Source organism: Mesorhizobium sp. M0207, assembly GCF_040321995.1.
In the GTDB taxonomy this organism is placed as follows: domain Bacteria; phylum Pseudomonadota; class Alphaproteobacteria; order Rhizobiales; family Rhizobiaceae; genus Mesorhizobium.
In genome coordinates this window covers 19,278-40,190 of sequence record NZ_JAMYSQ010000018.1, presented here as the reverse complement: position 1 = coordinate 40,190, position 20,913 = coordinate 19,278, and the positions used below count along the sequence as shown (strand labels likewise).

Annotated in this window: 18 protein-coding genes; 13 read left to right on the top strand and 5 right to left on the bottom strand. The window is 60.7% G+C overall.

The annotated features are described in order from the left end of the window. The first annotated feature begins 81 nt into the window (after positions 1 to 81). On the top strand, positions 82 to 1,362 hold the full coding sequence (locus NKJ15_RS22320; RefSeq protein WP_023674650.1) for an O-acetylhomoserine aminocarboxypropyltransferase: 1,281 nt from the start codon (positions 82 to 84) through the stop codon (positions 1,360 to 1,362). A 5-nt stretch (positions 1,363 to 1,367) separates the two neighbouring features. Beyond that, positions 1,368 to 1,718 carry a cupin domain-containing protein gene (locus NKJ15_RS22315; protein WP_352471974.1) on the top strand — a complete coding sequence of 117 codons (351 nt, stop codon included), beginning with the start codon at positions 1,368 to 1,370 and terminating at the stop codon, positions 1,716 to 1,718. A 159-nt stretch (positions 1,719 to 1,877) separates the two neighbouring features. Here the strand turns inward: NKJ15_RS22315 and NKJ15_RS22310 are convergent, their stop codons facing one another. Further along, complete coding sequence (locus NKJ15_RS22310; protein WP_352449344.1) at positions 1,878 to 3,335, bottom strand: LVIVD repeat-containing protein; 1,458 nt, start codon at positions 3,333 to 3,335, stop codon at positions 1,878 to 1,880. Positions 3,336 to 3,444: 109 nt separating this feature from the next. On the opposite strand from NKJ15_RS22310, the gene NKJ15_RS22305 reads away from it, so the two are divergent. Continuing rightward, on the top strand, positions 3,445 to 4,359 hold the full coding sequence (locus NKJ15_RS22305) for a LysR family transcriptional regulator (RefSeq protein WP_352471971.1): 915 nt from the start codon (positions 3,445 to 3,447) through the stop codon (positions 4,357 to 4,359). 160 nt (positions 4,360 to 4,519) lie between these two features. Here NKJ15_RS22305 and NKJ15_RS22300 read toward each other — a convergent pair whose 3' ends face one another. Then, on the bottom strand, positions 4,520 to 5,767 hold the full coding sequence (locus tag NKJ15_RS22300) for a cytochrome P450 (RefSeq protein ID WP_352614131.1): 1,248 nt from the start codon (positions 5,765 to 5,767) through the stop codon (positions 4,520 to 4,522). A 97-nt stretch (positions 5,768 to 5,864) separates the two neighbouring features. Here NKJ15_RS22300 and NKJ15_RS22295 point away from each other — a divergent pair, with 97 nt between their 5' ends. Next, positions 5,865 to 6,968 carry an NAD(P)/FAD-dependent oxidoreductase gene (locus NKJ15_RS22295; protein WP_352817612.1) on the top strand — a complete coding sequence of 368 codons (1,104 nt, stop codon included), beginning with the start codon at positions 5,865 to 5,867 and terminating at the stop codon, positions 6,966 to 6,968. Positions 6,969 to 6,975: 7 nt separating this feature from the next. Here the strand turns inward: NKJ15_RS22295 and NKJ15_RS22290 are convergent, their stop codons facing one another. Continuing rightward, positions 6,976 to 7,566 (bottom strand): hypothetical protein, encoded by a 591-nt coding sequence (locus NKJ15_RS22290; protein ID WP_352542611.1) that lies wholly within the window; start codon positions 7,564 to 7,566, stop codon positions 6,976 to 6,978. 374 nt (positions 7,567 to 7,940) lie between these two features. Between NKJ15_RS22290 and NKJ15_RS22285 the strand changes: the two genes are divergently transcribed. From NKJ15_RS22285 to NKJ15_RS22255, 7 genes are all read left to right on the top strand, one after another. Continuing rightward, positions 7,941 to 9,335: a TackOD1 domain-containing metal-binding protein gene (locus tag NKJ15_RS22285; protein WP_352614129.1), complete on the top strand. Its 1,395-nt coding sequence runs from the start codon at positions 7,941 to 7,943 to the stop codon at positions 9,333 to 9,335. Beyond that, on the top strand, positions 9,332 to 10,606 hold the full coding sequence (locus NKJ15_RS22280) for a glycosyltransferase family 2 protein (RefSeq protein WP_352471966.1): 1,275 nt from the start codon (positions 9,332 to 9,334) through the stop codon (positions 10,604 to 10,606). Before NKJ15_RS22285 ends, NKJ15_RS22280 begins: the two co-directional genes overlap by 4 nt. Before the next feature lie 14 nt (positions 10,607 to 10,620). Continuing rightward, positions 10,621 to 11,631, top strand: coding sequence for an HlyD family secretion protein (locus NKJ15_RS22275; protein WP_352817610.1), 1,011 nt, complete (start codon positions 10,621 to 10,623; stop codon positions 11,629 to 11,631). Positions 11,632 to 11,976: 345 nt separating this feature from the next. After that, positions 11,977 to 12,606, top strand: coding sequence for an ATP-dependent Clp protease proteolytic subunit (locus NKJ15_RS22270; protein ID WP_023674655.1), 630 nt, complete (start codon positions 11,977 to 11,979; stop codon positions 12,604 to 12,606). Between the two features lie 304 nt (positions 12,607 to 12,910). Then, positions 12,911 to 14,185 carry an ATP-dependent Clp protease ATP-binding subunit ClpX gene (clpX, locus tag NKJ15_RS22265; RefSeq protein ID WP_006332719.1) on the top strand — a complete coding sequence of 425 codons (1,275 nt, stop codon included), beginning with the start codon at positions 12,911 to 12,913 and terminating at the stop codon, positions 14,183 to 14,185. 280 nt (positions 14,186 to 14,465) lie between these two features. After that, a complete protein-coding gene (gene lon, locus NKJ15_RS22260; RefSeq protein ID WP_352501552.1) occupies positions 14,466 to 16,877 on the top strand; it encodes an endopeptidase La in 2,412 nt (803 codons plus the stop codon). A gap of 196 nt (positions 16,878 to 17,073) precedes the next feature. Further along, positions 17,074 to 17,346: an HU family DNA-binding protein gene (locus tag NKJ15_RS22255; RefSeq protein ID WP_006201846.1), complete on the top strand. Its 273-nt coding sequence runs from the start codon at positions 17,074 to 17,076 to the stop codon at positions 17,344 to 17,346. Positions 17,347 to 17,420: 74 nt separating this feature from the next. Here the strand turns inward: NKJ15_RS22255 and NKJ15_RS22250 are convergent, their stop codons facing one another. Beyond that, a complete protein-coding gene (locus NKJ15_RS22250; protein ID WP_352817608.1) occupies positions 17,421 to 18,443 on the bottom strand; it encodes an aldo/keto reductase in 1,023 nt (340 codons plus the stop codon). A gap of 183 nt (positions 18,444 to 18,626) precedes the next feature. Here NKJ15_RS22250 and hxlB point away from each other — a divergent pair, with 183 nt between their 5' ends. After that, positions 18,627 to 19,193 (top strand): 6-phospho-3-hexuloisomerase, encoded by a 567-nt coding sequence (hxlB, locus tag NKJ15_RS22245; RefSeq protein WP_352817605.1) that lies wholly within the window; start codon positions 18,627 to 18,629, stop codon positions 19,191 to 19,193. Between the two features lie 5 nt (positions 19,194 to 19,198). Then, positions 19,199 to 19,942 (top strand): creatininase family protein, encoded by a 744-nt coding sequence (locus tag NKJ15_RS22240; RefSeq protein WP_352817604.1) that lies wholly within the window; start codon positions 19,199 to 19,201, stop codon positions 19,940 to 19,942. A gap of 50 nt (positions 19,943 to 19,992) precedes the next feature. On the opposite strand, the gene NKJ15_RS22235 is transcribed toward NKJ15_RS22240, so the two are convergent. Then, a complete protein-coding gene (locus NKJ15_RS22235) occupies positions 19,993 to 20,910 on the bottom strand; it encodes a carbohydrate ABC transporter permease (protein WP_352614125.1) in 918 nt (305 codons plus the stop codon). Between the last annotated feature and the right edge of the window lie 3 nt (positions 20,911 to 20,913).

The following is a 20,913-nucleotide window of genomic DNA, read 5'->3' as shown; positions in this document are numbered from 1 at the left end:
CGCTTGCAATCAGGGTGGGGCTGGCCGACTTTGCCATTCACCATTCACCATTCACCATTCACCATTGAGGGAGGTTTTTCGATGGCCCGCACGCCCGGTTTCAATACGCTCGCCGTCCATGCCGGCGCCAAGCCGGATCCGGCGACGGGCGCACGCGCGACGCCGATCTACCAGACCACCTCCTTCGTCTTCGACGATGCCGACCATGCCGCCTCGCTGTTCGGGCTGAAGGCGTTCGGCAACATCTATACCCGCATCATGAACCCGACGCAGGCGGTGCTGGAAGAGCGCATCGCGGCACTCGAAGGCGGCACGGCAGGCCTTGCGGTCGCCTCCGGCCATGCCGCGCAGGTGCTGGTCTTCCACAATCTAATGCAGCCCGGCGACAATTTCGTTTCAGCGACAAAGCTTTACGGCGGCTCGATCAACCAATTCGGCCACGCCTTCAAGAATTTCGGTTGGCAGGTGCGCTGGGCCGACACCAATGACATCTCGACCTTCGAGAGCCAGATCGACGACAGGACCAAGGCAATCTTCATCGAGAGCCTAGCCAATCCCGGCGGCGTCTTCGTCGATATCGAGAAGATCGGCGACATCGCCCGCAAGCACGGCCTGCCGCTGATCGTCGACAACACGCTGGCCTCGCCCTATCTGCTGCGGCCGATCGAGCATGGCGCCGACATCGTCGTGCATTCGCTGACCAAGTTCATCGGCGGTCACGGCAATTCGATCGGCGGCGCCATTGTCGACGGCGGCACGTTCGATTGGTCGAAGTCGGGCAAGTATCCGATGCTGTCGGAGCCGCGCCCCGAATATGGCGGCCTCGTCCTGCACGAGACCTTCGGCAATTTCGCCTTCGCCATCGCTGCTCGCGTGCTCGGCCTGCGCGACATCGGCGCGGCGATTTCGCCGTTCAACGCATTCCTTATCCTGACCGGTCTGGAAACCTTGCCGCTCAGGATGCAGCGCCACTGCGACAATGCGGCGGCGGTCGCCGGATGGCTTTCCAACCATCCCAAGGTCGCCTGGGTTTCCTATCCCGGCCTGCCCAGCGACAAGAACAACGCGTTGCAGAAGAAGTACTCGCCGCTTGGCGCCGGCGCGGTGTTCACATTCGGGCTGAAGGGCGGCTATGCGGCGGGCATCAAGTTCGTCGAGGCGCTCGAACTGTTCTCGCATCTGGCCAATGTCGGCGACACCAAGTCGCTGGTCATCCACCCGGCATCGACCACGCATCGCCAGCTTTCCGACGAGCAGAAGATCAACGCCGGGGCAGGGCCTGACACGGTCAGGCTTTCGGTCGGCATCGAGGACGTCAACGACATCGTCGCCGATCTGGAACAGGCTCTCGCCAAGGTTTGATCGCCATGGCCACGCCGAAATTTCTTTCCGTCGGCGTCGACGCCGTCGAACCGGAACTTGGCGCACCAGCGCCGGATCGCCTGATTTCGGGCGATCCGAAATTCCGCACCTGGAATGTCGAGGAACAGCACGGCGGCCTCTATGCCGGCGTCTGGGAAGCAACGCCAGGCAAATGGCGCATCGAATATGATGAGTGGGAGTTCTGCCACATCCTGTCAGGGGTTTCGGTGATCGCCGAAGATGGTGGCGACGCGCGCACCGTCAGGGCAGGCGACAGTTTCGTGCTCAGGCCGGGCTTTAGAGGAAGCTGGGAAGTGCTTGAAACGACGCGCAAGGAGTATGTGATCAAGCTTTGATCTCGCATCGCGCCGGACTTTACAAAAGGCGATCGATGTCCGTGTCGGAAAATCCGTATCGGCTCATAATGCCGCGGTGCCATGAAACTTTCCCAGCAAATCATGACTGCCTCCGCTTCCGCGCTCCGACTAAGGCTTCATTCAGGGTGAATGTGACCGTCACGTTCGATCCGTTTCCGGCCGCGGGCCGGTGTAGCGGAGAATCCAGAGCCCCTGGTTCTTGTCAGTTATGTAAATGAAGCCGCGCCGGTCCACGACCACGTCCTCGGTCTGAACAACCAGCTTGTCTTCCGGCATAGGGCCGTAGCGTCGGACTGGCTCCGGCGGGATGAAGTAGCCGACCTCGCGCGGAAGCCGAGTATTCGAGACGTCATAGACCCTGAGCCCGGCGTTGAAGTGCGCGATATAGAACAGATCGCCTTGTTTCTGGACATCGGGATGATGCTGGTGGTGGTTGATGTTGTGCGGTCCGCGCCAGCCGCCACGAGTTGTGAAATCCGAATAGGGAGCGCCTTCGGGTGGCACTGGTTCGGGCAACAGCGACAGCAGAAAGGGTTCACTGGAATCGGAAATATCGACGATCGAAGCGTGATGCATCGGACCAAGTCCATAGGTGACGTTCTCCGAATTGGCGAAGGCAATGCCGCGCTCTGGAATCGGCAGCACGCTATGCACACCGAAGCGCGAGTGAAACGGAGGGCTGAAGCTCAGGCCGCCGACCTGCCTCGGCTGGGAGACATCGCTAATATCGAGCACAACGATTCCCGCCGCACCATAAGGCAAATAGACAAGATCGCCAGTGACATAAGGCGGGCCGTGCAGCGAGACATCCTCGCCCGTGCTGGCGCAGAAGGCGCCGCACATGCATTGCGGCTTCAGTCGCAACCGGTAGCGATCGGCGGTCTCCTGGTCGGCGGCGGGCTTCGCAGCCGCAAAGCTCTCGCCGCCGGCCTCGTGCTGGCCCGGCACCCACCAGCGTCCGGCTTCGCGCGGATTCGAGCGATCCGAAATATCGAGGATGACGTAGATGTTGCCCCTGTAACCCGGCATGCCGGCGGCAAGGTGGACATAACGTCCACCGGGATAGAGGTTGCGATGCGTGCCGTTTCCGCCGGTGCGGTAGTGACTGAGTTGTTTCGGATTGATGGGGTCCGCGATATCCCAGATCAGAACGCCTTCGCCGAACGGTGCGTCGGGGTCACCGCCGAAATTAGCAAAGGGCTTTTCGAGGGCGGTCACCATCGTGTCGCCGGACAAATCTATTTGTAGAGTCCAAGTATTCGTGCCGAGATAGGGCACGAACTTGACCGTCTCGGGCTTGGCCGGGTCGGTCACGTCCACGATGCTCCAGCCGGAGTGCCAGAAGTGCCCAGTGTAGAGATACCAACGTTCGCCAACCTGCCTGATCGCCATTTTGAAGGCTGGGCGATGATCGAGATCGGTATAGCCCACAGCTTCGACATTGTGGGCGAAAGCGCCAGGGGGCGCTGGCGACGAAGCTGGAACGGGTTGGGCAAGGGCCTCGCAGACAAGACCGGATTGAGATGTCGCGGCGATCGTCGCGCCGATGAGCGGCACTTTCAGCATCTGGCGGCGTGAAATCTCGGAATTTTTCAAAGCGTGTCTCCCGGATTTTGCAGCTTTCCGGATTTTGCAGATTCCGATACTTTCCGTCCAATATCGTTTGAGCCATGGGTAATTCTATTTGGGAAATTAAAGGCTGAAGATGAACCACAAGCTGATGCAGTCCTTCATGGCCGTCGCCGAAGAGCTGCATTTCGGGCGCGCGGCAGCGCGCTTGCATATCTCACAGCCGCCCCTGACAAAGCAGATCCAGCAACTGGAACAGGCGATGGGTGTGCGCTTGCTGGAGCGCACCAAGCGCAAGGTCGAGCTGACTGCGGCGGGGCGTGTGTTCCTTGATGAGGTTAGGGCCGTGCTTCAGCAGACAGAGCAGGCGGTGGAGCTTGCTCGCAAAGCCGATCGTGGCGAAACCGGCCATCTTGCTGTCGGATTCATCGACGCGGCTATCTACAGCGTGGTGCCTTCTGTCGTCCAACGCTTCACCAAGCGCTATCCCGAGGTCGAGTTGAGCCTGACCGACCTGCGCATTCCCAATCAAGTCAGGGCTGTGGCCGAACGCCAGCTCGATATCGGTTTTGTTCATCCTCCCGTCGTTCACAAGGCATTGAAGGTCGAAAGCATACTGGTCGAACCCCTGATCGTGGCCTTGCCGGAAACGCATCGGCTAGCCTCGGAAGCAGAGGTCGCGCTAGCCGACTTGGCCTCCGAAGCGTTGATTCAGTTCCCGCGCAGCATCAATCCATCCCTCTATGACGAGATCGTCGGGTTGTGCCGTTCATCCGGGTTCAGCCCGAGGATCGTTCGAGAAGCGACGCCAAAGCAGACAATCATCGGACTTGTATCCGTCGGGCTGGGCGTCTCGCTGCTGCCCGCCTGTCTGCAAAATTTGCGCCGGAGCGGCGTCGTTTATCGCCCTATCCAGGGACGAACCTTGTCTATCGACACTTCAATCATCTACCGGCATGAACAACCCTCGCCGGTGCTGAAGGCCTTCCTCGACATCGTCCGCGAGACGACGCAAAAAGATTCAAATCCCGTCTCTCTTCAAGCTTCATGACCGAATTTCTATAGGCATCCGGGATTGTTAGTGTGAGGTCCTGCTTCCGGTAGCTTCATCGTTCGATCAGCGATTATTTGGCACTCGCGGCCTTGAGATGTTACCTATTTGACCGGAATTCGCCGGAGCCGGCTTCGAAGCCTGTCGTCGGAAGCCGTCCTCAGATTCTGACGGCAAGCGTTTCCAGCCCGTGGAAATGATACGTGTCACGGAAGCGCGGCTGTTCGGCCATTTGGAGCCGCGGCAGGCGTTCGAACAAGGTTTTCAGCGACACCTGCAGTTCGAGCCGGGCGAGCGGCGCGCCGATGCAGAAATGGATGCCGGCGCCGAACGACACGTTCTTCTGGTCGGCACGGTCCGGCCTGAAGGCGAGGGGCTCGGCAAACGCAGTAGGGTCGCGATTGGCCATGCCGAGCAGCAGACCGATCGTCTCGCCCGGCTGGACGATGATCCCCGGCCCGGCCTCGGCCTCCTGATAGGCGTAGCGCGTGAACATGTGTAGCGGCGCGTCGAAGCGCAGGCACTCTTCGACCGTCGCGGCTGTTGCTTCCGGTGAGGCGAAGAAGCGGCGCGGGTCGCCGCCTTGCGCAAGGATCGAGCGCACCGCATTGCCGGTCTGGTGGACAGTTGCTTCATGGCCGGCATTGAGCAAAAGGATGGCCGAGGATACCAGTTCGTTCTCCGACAGTTTCTGGCCGTCCTCCTGTGCCGCAATCAGCAGCGACAGAAGATCCTCGCCCGGCCTCTTTCGCCGCTCGGCGACGTAGCCGCGCAGAAAATCGGAAAAGTCGCGCGCGGCGCGATTGGCCGTGTCCTCCGTCTCGCGGGTGCGGCCATGCATGTACATGGCGACCATCCGATGCGACCAGTCGAGCAGCTGCGGCCCCATGTCGACCGGCACGCCGAGCATTTCCGCAATGATGGTAATCGGCAAGGGAGCTGCGAATGCCGGCAGCAGGTCGACTCCTCCTGGTTCGAAACGGTCGATCAGTTCGTTGGCCAGCGCCTCGACACGTGGCCTGAGCCGCTCGACCTGGCGCGAGACGAAGGCGCGGTTGACCAGCGTTCTGAGCCGTGTGTGGACAGGCGGCTCCAGCTCCAGCATCGAATTGGCCTCGATGCCGTCGAACGCGCTGAGGTGCGTGCGGTCCTGACCGATGCCTCGGCTGTCCGGAATGCCGGCCGGGTTCTGCCGGCCGAAGCGGCGATCGCGCAGCAGCCGGTTGACGTCGTCGAAGCCGCCAAAGCACCAGAAACCAAACTCCTCCCAGAAGAAGGCGTTCGATGCGCCATGCAGGAAGGCGTAGGCTTCGTACGGATTCTGGAAGAACGCCGGCTCGTGCGGATCGAGCCGCAGGCGACGCGTGGCTGGATCAAAAGCAAGGTAGGGCGGCTTCAATTCGGTCATGCCAGATCATTAGCGCGGCTTGCCAGTCTGGTGCCAGACCGTATGTTGGCCCTCCAGTGAGGTGAGCCGCCGAAGCGGTTGCGGAAGGACGGTTTTCATGAATGTGATCGTGGTCGGTGCAGGCATTGCCGGGCTATCCACGGCGTGGTCACTGGTCAGGGCCGGGCACCTCGTCTCGATCGTCGAGCAGGGACCGATCCCCAATCCGCTTGCCGCGTCGGGCGACCATCATCGCATCATCCGCCGCGCCTACCGGGCCGGAACGGGCTACGGCCGGCTGATCACCGAAGCCTATGAAGCCTGGGATGAGATGTGGGCCGATCTCGGTGAAAGCCATCTCGATCCGCGCGGCTTCATCTGCATTTCGCGCCAGCCGGGCGATGAGGCCGAGGAATACCGCGAAGGCATGGAAGCCGGGAACTACCCGTTCGAATTGTTCGAGCCGGACGCCGCGGTCGAACGCTGGCCGTTCCTGCAGCCCGGTTCATTCCGCTATGCGTATTTTTCGCCGGACGGCGGCGCGCTGCACTGCCGCAAGATCGCCGCCGGCCTCGCCAGATGGCTGCGCGCGAACGGCGCCAATGTCTACGAAAACAGCAAGGTGGTCGAGATCGACGCCGAGGCCGGGCATATCGTGCTGGCAGGCGGCGAAACGATGCAGGCCGACCGGATCGTCGTCGCTGCCGGCGCCTGGGTGCTGAAACTGTTCCCGGAGCTGGACGGCGAGCTGAAAACCTGGCGCACCGCGCTCGCCTATGTCGAACCGCCGGCGGATCTGCAGGCAGCCTGGCAGGCAGCGCCGGTTGTCCTCGACATTGGCGGCACTGTCGACGGCTACGCAATCCCGCCGACAGGCGGCGCCGGCATGAAATTCGGCTCGGGCCTGCACAGGGTGCCGACCAGCGATGCCGACTGGAACCGTCAGCCGGTGCCGGGCGAGGGTGAGGCGATCCGCAACCTGTTTTCGCCGCCGCTTGCCCGTATCGAGGAGTATAAGGTCACCGAGGTGGTCACCTGCGCCTACACATTCACCGCCGACGAGAAATTTCTGGCACACCAGAAAGGCAGATGCCTGGTCGTCTCGGCCTGCTCCGGCCACGGCTACAAGTTCGGCGCGGCAGTCGGCAGAAGGGTTGCGGCCTGCGTCGGCAATGGCGATGTCGACGGCCTGAAGAAATGGCTCAGGGCAGAGGTGGCCTGAGCGGCTGCTAGTACCGGCAGTGGCGTGGGATGTGCACGCGCCGCCAGCTGGATGAGCCCTCCCTGACCACCACGCGGCGAGCCACTGTCTGATAAGACGCCGGAATGTCGACGATGCGCTGTTGCTCCGGCCGCACGAGAACCTCTTCGGCGACGCTCTCGTATTCGGCGGGCAGGACAACGCGCCGCCGGCGTTCCGGCTCAATCACGACGATCTCGGCCACGCGTTCATAGCGCGCCTTGTGCCTGACCTTGCACAGCACCTTGCGGCCATTGATGATGCGCCATTCCCAGGAATAGCCGCCGTCATCGACCCTCACGGACCGGTAGATGGTGCGGGTGATGGCGGGCACGATCTCGTAGCTGACGCGCGCCGGCGCGATCTGCACCACGCGCTCGCGCGTCCCGTAGATTGGCGCCTCGTATTCCACCTGCTGGCCGGCTGGGCTGACGAGCACATCCTCGTAGACGGTGTCGTAGACGGCCGGCCGATTGACCTGCTCGTAGCATTCGACCGCGCGTCCGCCGGCCGCCGTTTCCGACATTGTGCCGAGCATGGTCAGGCCGGCAATGGCGAAGGAAGAAGCTTTCCTGGTCATGGAACTCCCCCTGTTCGAACCGCATGAAGCGGGTTCAACGTTGAACTGTAGGGAAAGCCATGTCGTGGAAAAGGCGATTCATCAAACTTCGTTAATTCGACTACCTGAGTCCGACACACAAATTCTTGCTGCCAATTAAGCATCCGCTAACAATCAACGAATAACATTTGACGTATTCGAGTTGATTGACTTGGTCGCTGGTCAGGAACGTCGTGGGGGGACGTAGCTGGCCATCCGGTGTCGCATGCGATCCCGCGTTTTCCGCATATCTCGTCCTGCAACAATCCTTTCAGTAAATGTGACGTTGCCCTTGGATCCTCCACCCAGGCTGCAAGTCGTACCTGTGGCGGCGTTCCTTTGCGAGCGCCGGGCAAATGGAGGCCGACATGCCCGCAGAACCTGTTGCGAAATCCGTTGTGCAACTGCCGGCACCGACGGCTTCCACCGCAAGCCATGAACTCACCGACCTTTGCCTGGCACTCTGGGCCAGAATGGGATTGTCCTGGAAGCCTGCCGTCGAATGGTTCCCACGCGTGGTCGTTCTGCATTCGGCGATCTACCGCACGATGTTCGACTCCTCGTCGGAAGGGGACATCGATGCCGTTCTTCTGGCCGATGAGCGGCGTAACTCGCCGCTGGACAACCTGCGTGACCACATTCCGCTGGCGATGGTGCCTGTCATCGATCTGGGCGGCCGTGCCGGCCGGTTCGCGGATGTACATTTCGATCTGATGCAGCAAACGACTTGGGCGGAGACGGCAAAATGCATTCTCGATTTTCGCCGCCGCCGCGAACAGCTTGCCGCGCACATCCGTTCGACAAATACGCCCGAAACGCGCTTTCTTGCGCATGCCTTCGTCGCCGGCAGAAGCATCGAAGCCAAGCGCTATCCGATGACGTCGGCCTCCATAAGCTATCCGGGCTTTCCGTCGGCGGCCAAGACGATCCCGATCGCCGAAGATCTCTCCCATCGCGGACTTCTGCTTAAGACCTTCTTCGACCGCGTGCATGAGTGCGGCGCCTGCGGGTCGCGGCGGCTTACCGTTCGCGAGGAATGTCCCTCCTGCCGTTCGGCCGATATGTTCGAGGCCGAGCTTATTCATCATTATCGTTGCGCGGCTCTTCGTCCTGAAGGCGATTTTCGGCAGGGAAGCGCACTGGTCTGCCCCAAATGCAGCCAGCAATTGCGTCACTATGGAAAGGACTATGACAAGCCCGGCCACTCGCAAATCTGCAGGAGGTGCAAGGATTCGACATCGGAGCCGGCTGTTGGATTCGTCTGCCAGGATTGTGATGCGCGGGCTGATGGCGACAGCGTTAAACGTATCGACTTTTTTTCCTACGCACTCACGGATCAGGCGCTGTCTCTGCTCACCAGTCCGGAGAAAAAGCTGCCAACGTCCTTGTTGGGGTTGCCGCCATCCCTGGTTCAGGAACTCGACCGCGCACGCATGACCGGAGCGAAGGGCCCGCCGTTGGCGGTCACGGAATTGCGTTACGGAGCACGAGATTCGCTCATAAAATCAAAGGGCCAGGACGTGTTTGAGAAACTGCGCCGTCTCTTCATCGAAAACCTGAGCAATTACCTTGCGGAGACAGGATCGGTGCACAAAGGCGCCGCCGCCGACTATTTCATCATGACGGCGAAGGGCGACGAGACATTGTCGGAGCAGATATCGGCAATGCTTTCAATCTGCGAGGCGTCTTTGGGCGAAAAGCTTGACCCTCGCCCTCGGGTGGCGACCAAAACGGGGCAAGCCTCGCGTTGAATGATCTCGAACTCGGATTTGCATTCCTGCTAGCTCAATCGACGGCGAGCCTGGCCTCCGTTTTCTGGTACACGCTGGTCTTTGAGTTCCCCCGTTACATCATTCCGTTCGTCGCGGCCGCTGTGACCATGCGTTCGCGTGATGCCGCGGGTTCGATTGAGCATGAGCGACCATTACGGCCCAATGTAAGCATCATTCTGGTTGGCCATAATGAGGCTGAGTCCATCGAAACCTGCGTCCGCTCGTTGCGGGAACAGTCTTTCAATGACTTCGAAGTTGTCATTGTCAGTGATGGTTCGACCGATCGGATGAGCAGGGTCTCGCAAGCTCTGGTCAAGAAAGGTTATGCCTCGCGCATCATTTCGACGGATCTGAGGGGCGGCAAGGCGAGCGGGATCAATCTGGCGTGCCGCGTAGCCAAAGGCGACATACTGATCAATGTCGATTGCGACTGTTCGTTTGATCGGTACGCGATCGAAAATATTCTCGGCCCCTTTTCGGATCCAGCGGTTGGAGCGGCATGCGGCGATATTGCACCGCGCAACGGCCACGCGAGTATCGTCGCCCAGTTTCAGGAGATCGAATATTTACAGTCGATTTCGGTCGGAAAGCGTATTGCTGGAGCTCTCGATCAGGTCGTTTGCATTTCGGGAGCGTTCAGCGCCTTCAGGCGCAAAGCCCTTTTGGGGGTTGGGGGATTCGACGTAGGCGGTGGCGAGGATCTGGATGTCACGCTGAGATTGCGGCGGGCGGGCTGGCGCATGGCCTATGTCCCGGATGCGATCTGCTATACGGACGTCCCGATAACCGCATACCAATATATCCGCCAGCGATTGCGCTGGGAGCGCGATGCCATTTGGCTACGCTTTCGCAAACACTACCGCCTGTTTCGTGTCTCGGACTCGGGTTTCCGGCTTCCGGAGGCCCTACACCAATGGGATTTCCTCCTTTTCAACGTCGTTGGTGCAGCGATATTCCCGCTCTATCTCGTCTGGCTTGCCCTCCAGTACGGCTCTTTCACGCCCGCGATCCTCATCGGCATGCAGTGCGGTCTCCTGGTTCTCGACGTGTTTGTGCTGGCGCTGGCCAGTTGGACCACCGAGCGGCGGGGGTTCTGGCGAAGCATATGGTTCCTGCCCGGCTACTCCCTGTTCATGACCTATGTGATGAGACCCGTTCGATTGATCGCCTATATCGATGAATGGGTGTTCTCAGGTTCACATCGCGACAACTACACGCCGATCAAAGTTCGGCTAGAGCGGCCCTGGTAGAGAACGAGCTTCAGATGAAATACATTCGAAAACACGTCCGAGTGGACAATCTGGGAAAACAGCAGCGCGCGAGTGTGGGAAGTTGGGATCGCATCGTTTACCTCGCTCTCCTCGGTTTGTTTTCCTCTTCGATCGTCTACTACCTCATTGGTGATGCGGTCGTCTTGTCAGCGGACGGTATTGTCCTGAAGGATCGGTATGCCGTCGATGCCGCCTATCCGGCCAAGGTAACGCATGTCTTTGTCAAGGCGGGAGACAAGGTCGAGCCCGGTACATTGCTCGTCGAGCTTCAATCGTTCGACATGGTCAAGGAGATCGCGGAGCTGCTGTTGCGACAGGGTGAACTCGCCGTTCGCGAGGGCCAGCTCCACAGCCGACACGAAGCGATCCAGTCCGTGATGCCGCTGGCCGAGCGGACAGCGCGTGAAACCAGGACGACACTTGCGAGAATCGACACCATCGTCACGGCAGGCATCGTCTCGACTTCGACGAAGGACGAAGCCGTTCGTGGCAGCTTCCAGGCCGCCGAACATCTGGCTGATCTGACCGGTCAACTGCAAGCGACCAAATCCGAACTCGCCCTGGTGGCGCAATTCCGTGCGAGATCGGGCGAGGCTATGGATGAGGTAAAGGCCATATATGACGGCGGAAACATCCGCTCGGTCACGGAGGGGGTCGTTGGCGCCAAGGTGCCGGTCCCGGGCCAGGTGCTGCGGTTCGGCGATCCGCTTCTACAGATCGACGGCGGCAAGTCCTACGTCCTCGCCTATCTGCCGGACAACTATCTGTTTTCGCTGCGCGAAGGAATGGCGGTCGACGTGGGTAACGGAACCGAGCGTGCAAGAGGAACAGTCGAAAAGATTCTGTCGGTCGCCGACGCGTTGCCGGACGAGTTTCAGAACATGTTCCGGCCCCGCGACAGGTCAAGGCTGATCCGTATCGCACTCGATGAGGCGAATTCCTTCGCGGTCTCGCAAAAAGTATCAGTGAGTGGTTGCGCGTTCGGCTTCTGTTGGGCCAGGTAATGCCTGCTTAATCCTGCGGAGGCAGCTACTTAGCCGTCCCGGGAACGCAGTCAATCTTCCTCGCCCGATACGACGTTCCAGGCCCTTCGCGTTGCGAGCAACGCCAGTGCCACCATGGCCGCGCGAAACCGTGGGATCAAAGAGGTGAAGTCAATCCACCAGGATCCGTGCCGCGTCCTCCGGGCACCGTCCGGCAAGCTTGATTCGTTTTAACCAAGTGGCTAGGAGAGGCGGCCTTGCGCTAGGGTGAGCCGGCATCCTATTTACACAATAACGATCCAGAACCGATTCTGCCCGATTGCAAATCTCCGGCGCCGGAATCCCATCCTCAAAAAGGGATAGTCCATGAAGAACCCCGTCGAAACCTACATGAACCTCGTTCCGATGGTGGTCGAACAGACCAATCGCGGCGAGCGGGCCTACGACATTTTCTCGCGGCTCCTCAAGGAGCGCATCATTTTCATCACCGGCCCGGTCGAGGATGGCATGGCGACGCTGGTCTGCGCGCAGCTGCTGTTCCTCGAGGCGGAGAATCCGAAGAAGGAAATCAACCTCTATATCAACTCGCCCGGCGGCGTCGTCACCTCCGGCATGGCGATCTACGACACCATGCAGTTCATCAAGCCTGCGGTGTCGACGCTCTGCATCGGTCAGGCCGCCTCGATGGGCTCGCTGCTCTTGACGGCGGGCCACAAGGATATGCGCTTTGCCACGCCGAACGCCCGCATCATGGTCCACCAGCCTTCCGGCGGTTTCCAGGGCCAGGCTTCCGACATCGAGCGCCATGCCCAGGACATCATCAAGCTGAAGCGCCGCCTCAACGAGGTTTACGTCAAGCACACCGGCAAGAGTTATGATGAGATTGAAAAAACGCTCGACCGTGACCATTTCATGACTGCCGACGAGGCCAGGGATTTCGGCCTCATCGACAAGGTCATTTCGTCACGTGAGCCGGTCGAAGGTATTGCCTTATAGGCCCGCGGTGGCTCCGCGGTGGCAATGAGTGGCGGGATCACGCGCTTTTGGCGCAGCTTGCGGCATTTCGGCCACAATTGGCTGTTCCCTCGACGGGTGCAATTGCCTACGTTAAGGCTATGTTGATTTTCGACGGCTTAGCTTTGCGTGGGGTTGTTCGAATCATTGCCCCGTTTTCCGATTTGTGTTTCGTACGGAATGCGTTGCGGGAGCCGGGGCACTGGCGGCGGCGGATTCCCGCGATAGATTGAATATGCGCCCTTTCAACCAGACCATCGGCGGGCGGCCATGAAAGGACATGAAAATGAGCAAGGTCGGCAACAACAGCGGTGATTCCAAGAACACGCTTTATTGCTCGTTTTGCGGCAAAAGCCAGCACGAAGTGCGCAAGCTGATCGCCGGGCCGACGGTGTTCATCTGCGACGAATGCGTCGAACTGTGCATGGACATCATCCGCGAGGAGAACAAGACCTCGATGGTGAAGTCGCGCGAGGGCGTGCCGACCCCGCAGGAAATCCTCAAGGTTCTCGACGACTACGTCATCGGCCAGCCTTACGCCAAGCGCGTGCTGTCGGTGGCCGTCCACAACCACTACAAGCGCCTCGCCCATGCCGGCAAGAACAACGACGTCGAGCTGGCGAAGTCGAACATCCTGCTGATCGGCCCGACCGGCTGCGGCAAGACGTTGCTGGCGCAGACGCTGGCCCGCATCATCGACGTCCCCTTCACCATGGCCGACGCGACGACGTTGACCGAGGCCGGCTATGTCGGCGAGGACGTCGAAAACATCATCCTGAAGCTGTTGCAGTCGGCCGACTACAATGTCGAGCGCGCCCAGCGCGGCATCGTCTATATCGACGAGATCGACAAGATCTCGCGCAAGTCGGACAATCCCTCGATCACCCGCGACGTGTCGGGCGAGGGCGTGCAGCAGGCACTTTTGAAGATTATGGAAGGCACTGTCGCCTCCGTGCCGCCGCAGGGCGGCAGGAAGCATCCGCAGCAGGAATTCCTGCAGGTCGACACCGCCAACATCCTGTTCATCTGCGGCGGCGCTTTCGCCGGCCTGGACAAGATCATCTCGGATCGCGGCAGGAAGACCTCGATCGGATTCGGCGCCATCGTCGCTTCGCCCGAGGATCGCCGCACCGGCGATGTTTTCCGCCTGGTCGAGCCTGAGGATCTGTTGAAGTTCGGCCTCATTCCCGAGTTCGTCGGCCGTCTGCCTGTCCTGGCGACGCTGGAGGATCTCGACGAGCCGGCGCTGATCCAGATCCTGACCGAACCGAAGAACGCGCTGGTCAAGCAGTATCAGCGGCTGTTCGAGATGGAGAATGTCGACCTGACCTTCCATGAGAACGCGCTGTCGGCGATCGCCAAGCGCGCCATCGAGCGCAAGACCGGCGCACGCGGCCTGCGTTCGATCATGGAAGCGATCCTGCTCGACACCATGTTCGAGCTGCCGGCACTGGAAGGCGTGCGCGAAGTGGTTATTTCGGAAGAGGTGGTGTCAGGCAACGCCAGGCCGCTCTACATCTATTCCGAGCAGAAGGAAAAGAAGGGCAACGTCAGCGCCTGACGTGAGCCGGCAATGGATTTTTCTGAAACGGCGCCGCAGGGCGCCGTTTTGCTGTCGCACACCGCGTACGGCGCCGCGTAGTGGCTGCGGATTGGAGGGACGGACCGTGTTGACCCTTGATCTTTACCCCCCGGGCCTCCAACTAAAGGCGGAAGGCCGTGGTGCCGAATTCTGTGCTGTAAAACTCCCGTCACAAACGGTGGTAGGCGGAACGATCCCCGGTCGTTAATATGAGATTCGCGGTTGGCCGATTGGCGGCCGCGACATGAAAGGTTGGACAATGGCCAAATTATCCAAGGCTCCCAGCGACGGCGTCTTCGCAGTCCTCCCACTGCGCGACATCGTGGTGTTCCCGCACATGATCGTTCCGCTCTTCGTCGGGCGCGAAAAGTCGATCAAGGCGCTGGAAGAAGTGATGGGTCAGGAAAAGCAGATCCTGCTCGCGACCCAGATGAATGCCGCCGACGACGATCCGGAGCCCGATGCCATCTTTGACATCGGCACGCTCGCCAATGTGCTGCAATTGCTGAAACTGCCGGACGGCACCGTGAAGGTGCTGGTCGAAGGTGCCTCGCGCGCGAAAATCGTCGCGTTCACCGACCGTCCCGACTTCCACGAGGCCCGTGCTGCGGCGCTGGTCGAACCGGAGGAGGAAGAGGTCGAAGTCGAGGCGCTGGCACGTTCCGTGGTCACCGACTTCGAGAACTACGTCAAGCTGAACAAGAAGATCTCGCCCGAAGTGGTGGGTGCTGCCAGCCAGATCGACGACTATTCCAAGCTCGCCGACACGGTCGCTTCGCACCTTGCCATCAAGATCCCCGAGAAGCAGGAGATGCTCGCCACGCTGTCCGTCAAGGAACGGCTGGAAAAGGCGATGGGCTTCATGGAAGCCGAAATCTCGGTGCTCCAGGTGGAGAAGCGCATCCGCTCGCGCGTCAAGCGCCAGATGGAGAAGACGCAGCGCGAATACTACCTCAACGAGCAGATGAAGGCGATCCAGAAGGAGCTCGGCGAGGGCGAGGACGGCCGCGACGAGGCCGCCGAGATCGAGGCGCGCATCAAGAAGACCAAGCTCTCCAAGGAGGCCCGCGAAAAGGCGGAAGCCGAGCTGAAGAAGCTGCGGACGATGTCGCCGATGTCGGCTGAATCGACCGTCGTGCGCAACTATCTCGACTGGCTGCTGTCGATCCCGTGGGGCAGGAACTCCAAGGTCAAGCAGGACCTGGCCTTTGCCCAGAATGTGCTCGATACCGATCATTTCGGCCTCGACAAGGTCAAGGACCGCATCGTCGAATATCTCGCTGTGCAGAGCCGCCAGAAGAAGCTGAAGGGGCCGATCCTGTGCCTCGTCGGACCTCCCGGCGTGGGCAAGACCTCGCTCGGCAAGTCGATCGCCAAGGCGACCGGCCGTGAGTTCATCCGCATGGCGCTGGGCGGCGTGCGCGACGAGGCCGAGATCCGTGGTCACCGCCGCACCTACATCGGCTCGATGCCCGGCAAGGTCATCCAGTCGATGAAGAAGGCGAAGAAATCCAACCCGCTCTTCCTGCTCGACGAGATCGACAAGATGGGCCAGGATTTCCGCGGCGATCCGTCATCGGCTTTGCTCGAGGTGCTCGATCCCGAGCAGAACTCGACGTTCATGGACCATTACCTCGAGGTCGAATACGACCTGTCGAGCGTGATGTTCGTGACGACGGCGAACACGCTGAACATCCCTGCGCCCTTGATGGACCGCATGGAGATCATCCGTATCGCCGGCTACACCGAGGACGAGAAGATCGAGATCGCCAAGCGTCACCTGATGCCCAAGGTGATCCGCGACCACGCGTTGCAACCGAAGGAGTTCTCCGTCGGCGAGGACGCGATCCGCGGCATCATCCAGACCTACACCCGTGAAGCGGGCGTCAGGAGCCTGGAGCGCGAGCTGATGAAGCTCGGGCGCAAGGCGGTGACCGAGATCCTGAAGACGAAGAAGAAGACGATCAACATCACGGCGGACAATCTTGCCGATTACCTTGGTGTTCCGCGCTTCCGCTTCGGCCAGGTCGAGAGCGACGATCAGGTCGGCGTGGTCACTGGGCTCGCCTGGACGGAAGTCGGCGGCGAGCTGTTGACGGTGGAAGGCGTCATGATGCCCGGCAAAGGCCGCATGACCGTGACCGGCAATCTGCGCGATGTGATGAAGGAATCGATCTCGGCGGCGGCCTCTTACGTCCGCTCGCGGGCCATCGATTTCGGCGTCGAGCCGCCGCTGTTCGACAAGCGCGATATCCACGTCCACGTGCCAGAGGGTGCAACCCCGAAGGACGGACCGTCGGCTGGCGTGGCGATGGCGACGGCGATCGTCTCGGTGCTGACCGGTATCCCGGTCAGGGCCGATGTGGCGATGACCGGCGAGATCACGCTGCGCGGCAGGGTGCTGCCGATCGGCGGCCTTAAGGAAAAGCTGCTTGCCGCACTCCGCGGCGGCATCAAGAAGGTGCTGATCCCGGAAGAGAACGCCAAGGATCTGGCGGAGATTCCGGAGAACGTGAAGAGCGGCATGGAGATCATTCCGGTCTCACGGGTTGGCGAAGTGTTGCGCCATGCGCTGGTGCGCATGCCGGAACCGATCCAGTGGGTCGAACCCGTCAATGCGCCGGCCGTGGTCGATGTCGGAGACGAGGCTGGTAAATCGCTGGCGCATTAGTGCTTGCTAAAGTTGCAATGCACAAAGAGAGAGCCGGGCCTTGAGCCCGGCTTTTTCATGTGAAGAACCGCGGATTTCCGGGCTTTTTTCGACTTTCCTGGCGCTTTTCGACTTGGTTGCCGGAGCGCTTCTTTCTAAAGTCCGTTTCCTGCCGGATGAGTCGAGTGTTCCGGTTTTCTCATGGAAGGGAATTTTTATGAACAAGAACGAACTGGTGTCCGCTGTCGCCGATGCCGCGAGTATTTCGAAGGGTGACGCGCAGTCGGCGGTTGATGCGGTGTTTTCCGTGATCACCGGCGAACTGAAAAAGGGCGGCGATGTCCGGCTTGTCGGCTTCGGAAATTTCACCGTGTCAAAACGCGCCGCGTCGACCGGCCGCAATCCGCAGACCGGTGCGGAAGTGAAGATCCCGGCGCGCACCGTGCCGAAGTTCTCGGCCGGCAAGGGCCTCAAGGACGCGGTCAACTAGGCGCCTCCTTAAGTCTTTCAGAGAAAAGAAAAGCCGGCATATCCGGTTTTTCTTTTCTGTTGGAAAAGGCGGCGCTATGCCGTCGGCGCGTCCGTGCGCATCAAGCCTTCTTTCTTGAGATCGGTCCACAGCGCCGATGGCAGCTTTGCGTCGAGCAGGGAGCGATTGCTTTCGACTTCGCCCGGCCGCTGGCCGCCGGGGATTACCGAGACGACGGAAGGATGCAGCAGCGGGAACTGCAGCGCCGCCTCGATCAGGCGCACGCCGTGGCGTTTGCAGACGGCCTCGATGCGGGTGACGCGGTCGATGATGTCCTGCGGCGCCTCCGAATAATTGTAGTAGGCGCCGGGGTTCGGCCCGGTTGCCAGGATGCCGGAATTGTAAGGCCCGCCGAGAACGATGCCGATGCCGCGTTGCTGGCATAGCGGCAGGAAAGACTGCAGCGCTTCCTGCTCCAGCAGCGTGTAACGCCCGGCAAGCAGGAACAGATCGAAATCGCCGCGCTCGGCCAGCGTCTGGGCAACCTGCCACTCGTTGATGCCGCCGCCGAAAGCCTTGATCACGCCCTGGTCGCGCAATGCCAGCAATCCGTAGTAGCCGGAGCTCATGAATTCCTGGATGCGCTGGTCCGAGGCTTCCTTGCTGCCATGGGTGAAGATGTCGACATCGTGCACGAAGAGGATGTCGATGCGGTCGACGCCGAGCCGTTCCAGCGAGGCTTCGAAGGAGCGCATGACGCCGTCATAGCTGTAATCGTAGACCTCTCGGCGCGACGGCGTGTCGAAGAATTTGCCGATGCCGGTGCGCTGTTCCGGCGGGCAGGCGCGCATTATGCGCCCGACTTTGCTGGACAGCACGTAGTCGTCGCGCTTCTTCGAACGCAGGAACGGATTGAGCCGCGTTTCGGCTAGGCCCAGCCCATAGAGCGGCGCGGTGTCGTAGTAGCGGCAGCCGACCCGCCATGCCGCCTCCAGCGTAGCATTGGCATCCTCATCGGAGACGGCGCGGTAAAGATTGCCGAGCGGCGCGGTGCCGAAGCCGAGCTCGGTGAAATTGATGCCGCCATTACCGATGCGGTCGAAATGCCGTGTCTTCATATGCTGCCGTTTCCTCATTTGGATTTGCCGTGACACTATCACGGCTGTAGCGCATCAAAAGCACTGCGTGTCGTTGGACACCGATTTTCGCGGTGATAGCATGAATGAAAACAAGCCGTTCGGGGCAAAGGTGACTGAGATATTCAAATGGTTCTCCGGCACCGGCAAGCTGGTGCAAATGTCATGACGGACGCCGGCGAAAACCTGTTTGGGATTGCGCTGAACGAGCTTGGCACCGTGCTGGAGCGTATCGACGCAAGCCGCATCGACGCCGCTTGCGCCATCTTGGCCGGTGCGAAAAAGATCGTCACCTATGGCTGCGGCCGCGAGGCGCTGCAGGTCAAGGGTTTTGCCATGCGGCTCTATCATCTCGGTCTGCCGGTGTCGGTCGTCGGCGACATGACCACGCCGCCGCTGGGCGCGGGCGATGTCTTCCTCGCCAGTTCCGGCCCGGGTGAGACGTCGACGGTGCTGACCTTGATGCAGGTCGCGCGCGAGGTCGGTGCCACCGTCCTGCTGCTCACCGCGCAAGCCGACAGCACTGCCGCAAAGCTGGCCGACTTCACATTGCTTATCCCGGCTCAGACCATGGCCGACGACCAGGGTCCCGAAAAGACATCCGTCCTGCCGATGGGCTCGGTGTTCGAAGGCGCGCTGTTCGTCCTCTTCGAAGTGATGGTGCTGAAGCTCAGGGACCTGACCGGCGTCTCGGCGGAAGCGATGCGCGCCCGCCACACCAATATGGAGTAGGTGTCATGCGCTACGAATTGATGCTGCCGCATCAGATACGCAAGGTGATCGCCGAAAACCGGCCGGTCGTGTTGCCGCTGGGTGTGCTTGAATATCACGGCGAGCACATGGCCGTCGGCATGGACACGCTGGCGGTGGTCAAGAGCCTGGAACTGTTCGAAAAAGAAGCCGAAATCGTCATTCTGCCGCCCTTCTATTACGGCGCGGCGAGCTATGCCGTTGCAGCACCGGAGGGCAGTGGTTCGCTGCAGGTCGGCGGCAATGTGCTGGCGCCATTTGCGGAAGAACTGTTCTATAGCCTGCTGCGCATCGGCTTCCGCAACATCCACGCCATCATTCACCACCAGACCGAAAATTTTGCCGCCGGCATGCCAACCGATCTCGCCTTCAAGGCCGCCGGCCGGCAGGCGATCTTCCGCTTCCTGGAGAAAGAACGTGGCGAAGGCTGGTGGGGCTCTGCGGCGATGGCTGACTATTATGCCGAACACGCCGAGGGCAGCAATTTCTTCAACTGGGTGCAGGTGCATCCGTTGATGCCGGCCTCAATGCACAGCCAGTACCCGTTCGACCATGCCGGCATCGGCGAGACGTCGCTGATGCTGGCGCTGTGCCCGGAGGCGGTGGATGCCGGCCGCTTCGCCGACAACACCGGCTGGTACACGGCAAGTGCGCCCGAAGCTTCGGCGGAATTGGGGCAAAAAGGGGTTGCCATGATCCTCGAGCATTTGCGGGCAACACTTTCGGGTTAGCGCGCTTTTCCCTTCTCCCGCAACAAGGGGAGAAGGGAGAGCCGGCGCAGTTATTTCACCGCGCCCGCTGTCATGCCCATGATCAGGTAACGCTCGAGCGCGATGCCGATGACGGCGAGCGGTGTGATGGCGGCGGTGGCAAGCGCCGCCATTGACCACCAGTTGATGCCTTGTGAGCCGGTCTGGCTCGCCACCATGACAGGGATGGTCTTTGCGTCGGTCGAGGTCAAAAGCGCGGCGAAGAAATACTCGTTCCAGCACAGCACCATCGCCAGGATGAAGGCGGCGACCATGCCCGGCAGCGCGATCGGCATGACGATGCGCAAGAAGGCGCCCCAGATCGACAGGCCGTCGACGAGTGCTGCCTCCTCCAGCTCCACCGGGATGGAGTTGAACTGGTCGCGCATGATCCAGATGACGATCGGCAGCACCATCAGCGTATAGAGCAGGATCAGCCCGACGCGTGTGTCGAGCAGGCCGACCTCCCGGTAAAGCACGAGGAAGGGCAAGGCCAAAACCACCGGCGGCAGGATCAGCTGAGACAGGAAGAAGAAGGAAATATCCTCGTTCCTGAACCAGGCGAACTTGTAACGATAGCGGGTCAGCCCGTAGGCGGCGAGGCTGCCGATGACGATGGCGAGGCTCGACGCGCCGACCGAAGTGATGACCGAATTCATGAAGCGCTTGATGAATTCGTCGCGGACCGTCGACGTCCGAAAGATCGAGTCCGGCGACAGGCCGAGCGAACGCCAGCCTTTCCAGTCGGGCCGGAAGTCGACGAACGGGATCAGATGGCCCTGGGTGACGTCGACCGCGGTCTTGAACGAAGTGGTTATCGTCCAATAGATCGGGAACAGGCAGATGAAAGCCCAGAAGATGAGCGCGCCGTAGATGAAGACGCGGTTGGCGACGAAGCTCGCCGGCGAGCGGATTTCGGAAGCGGCATAGTCGGTGGTCTGAACGCTCATCTT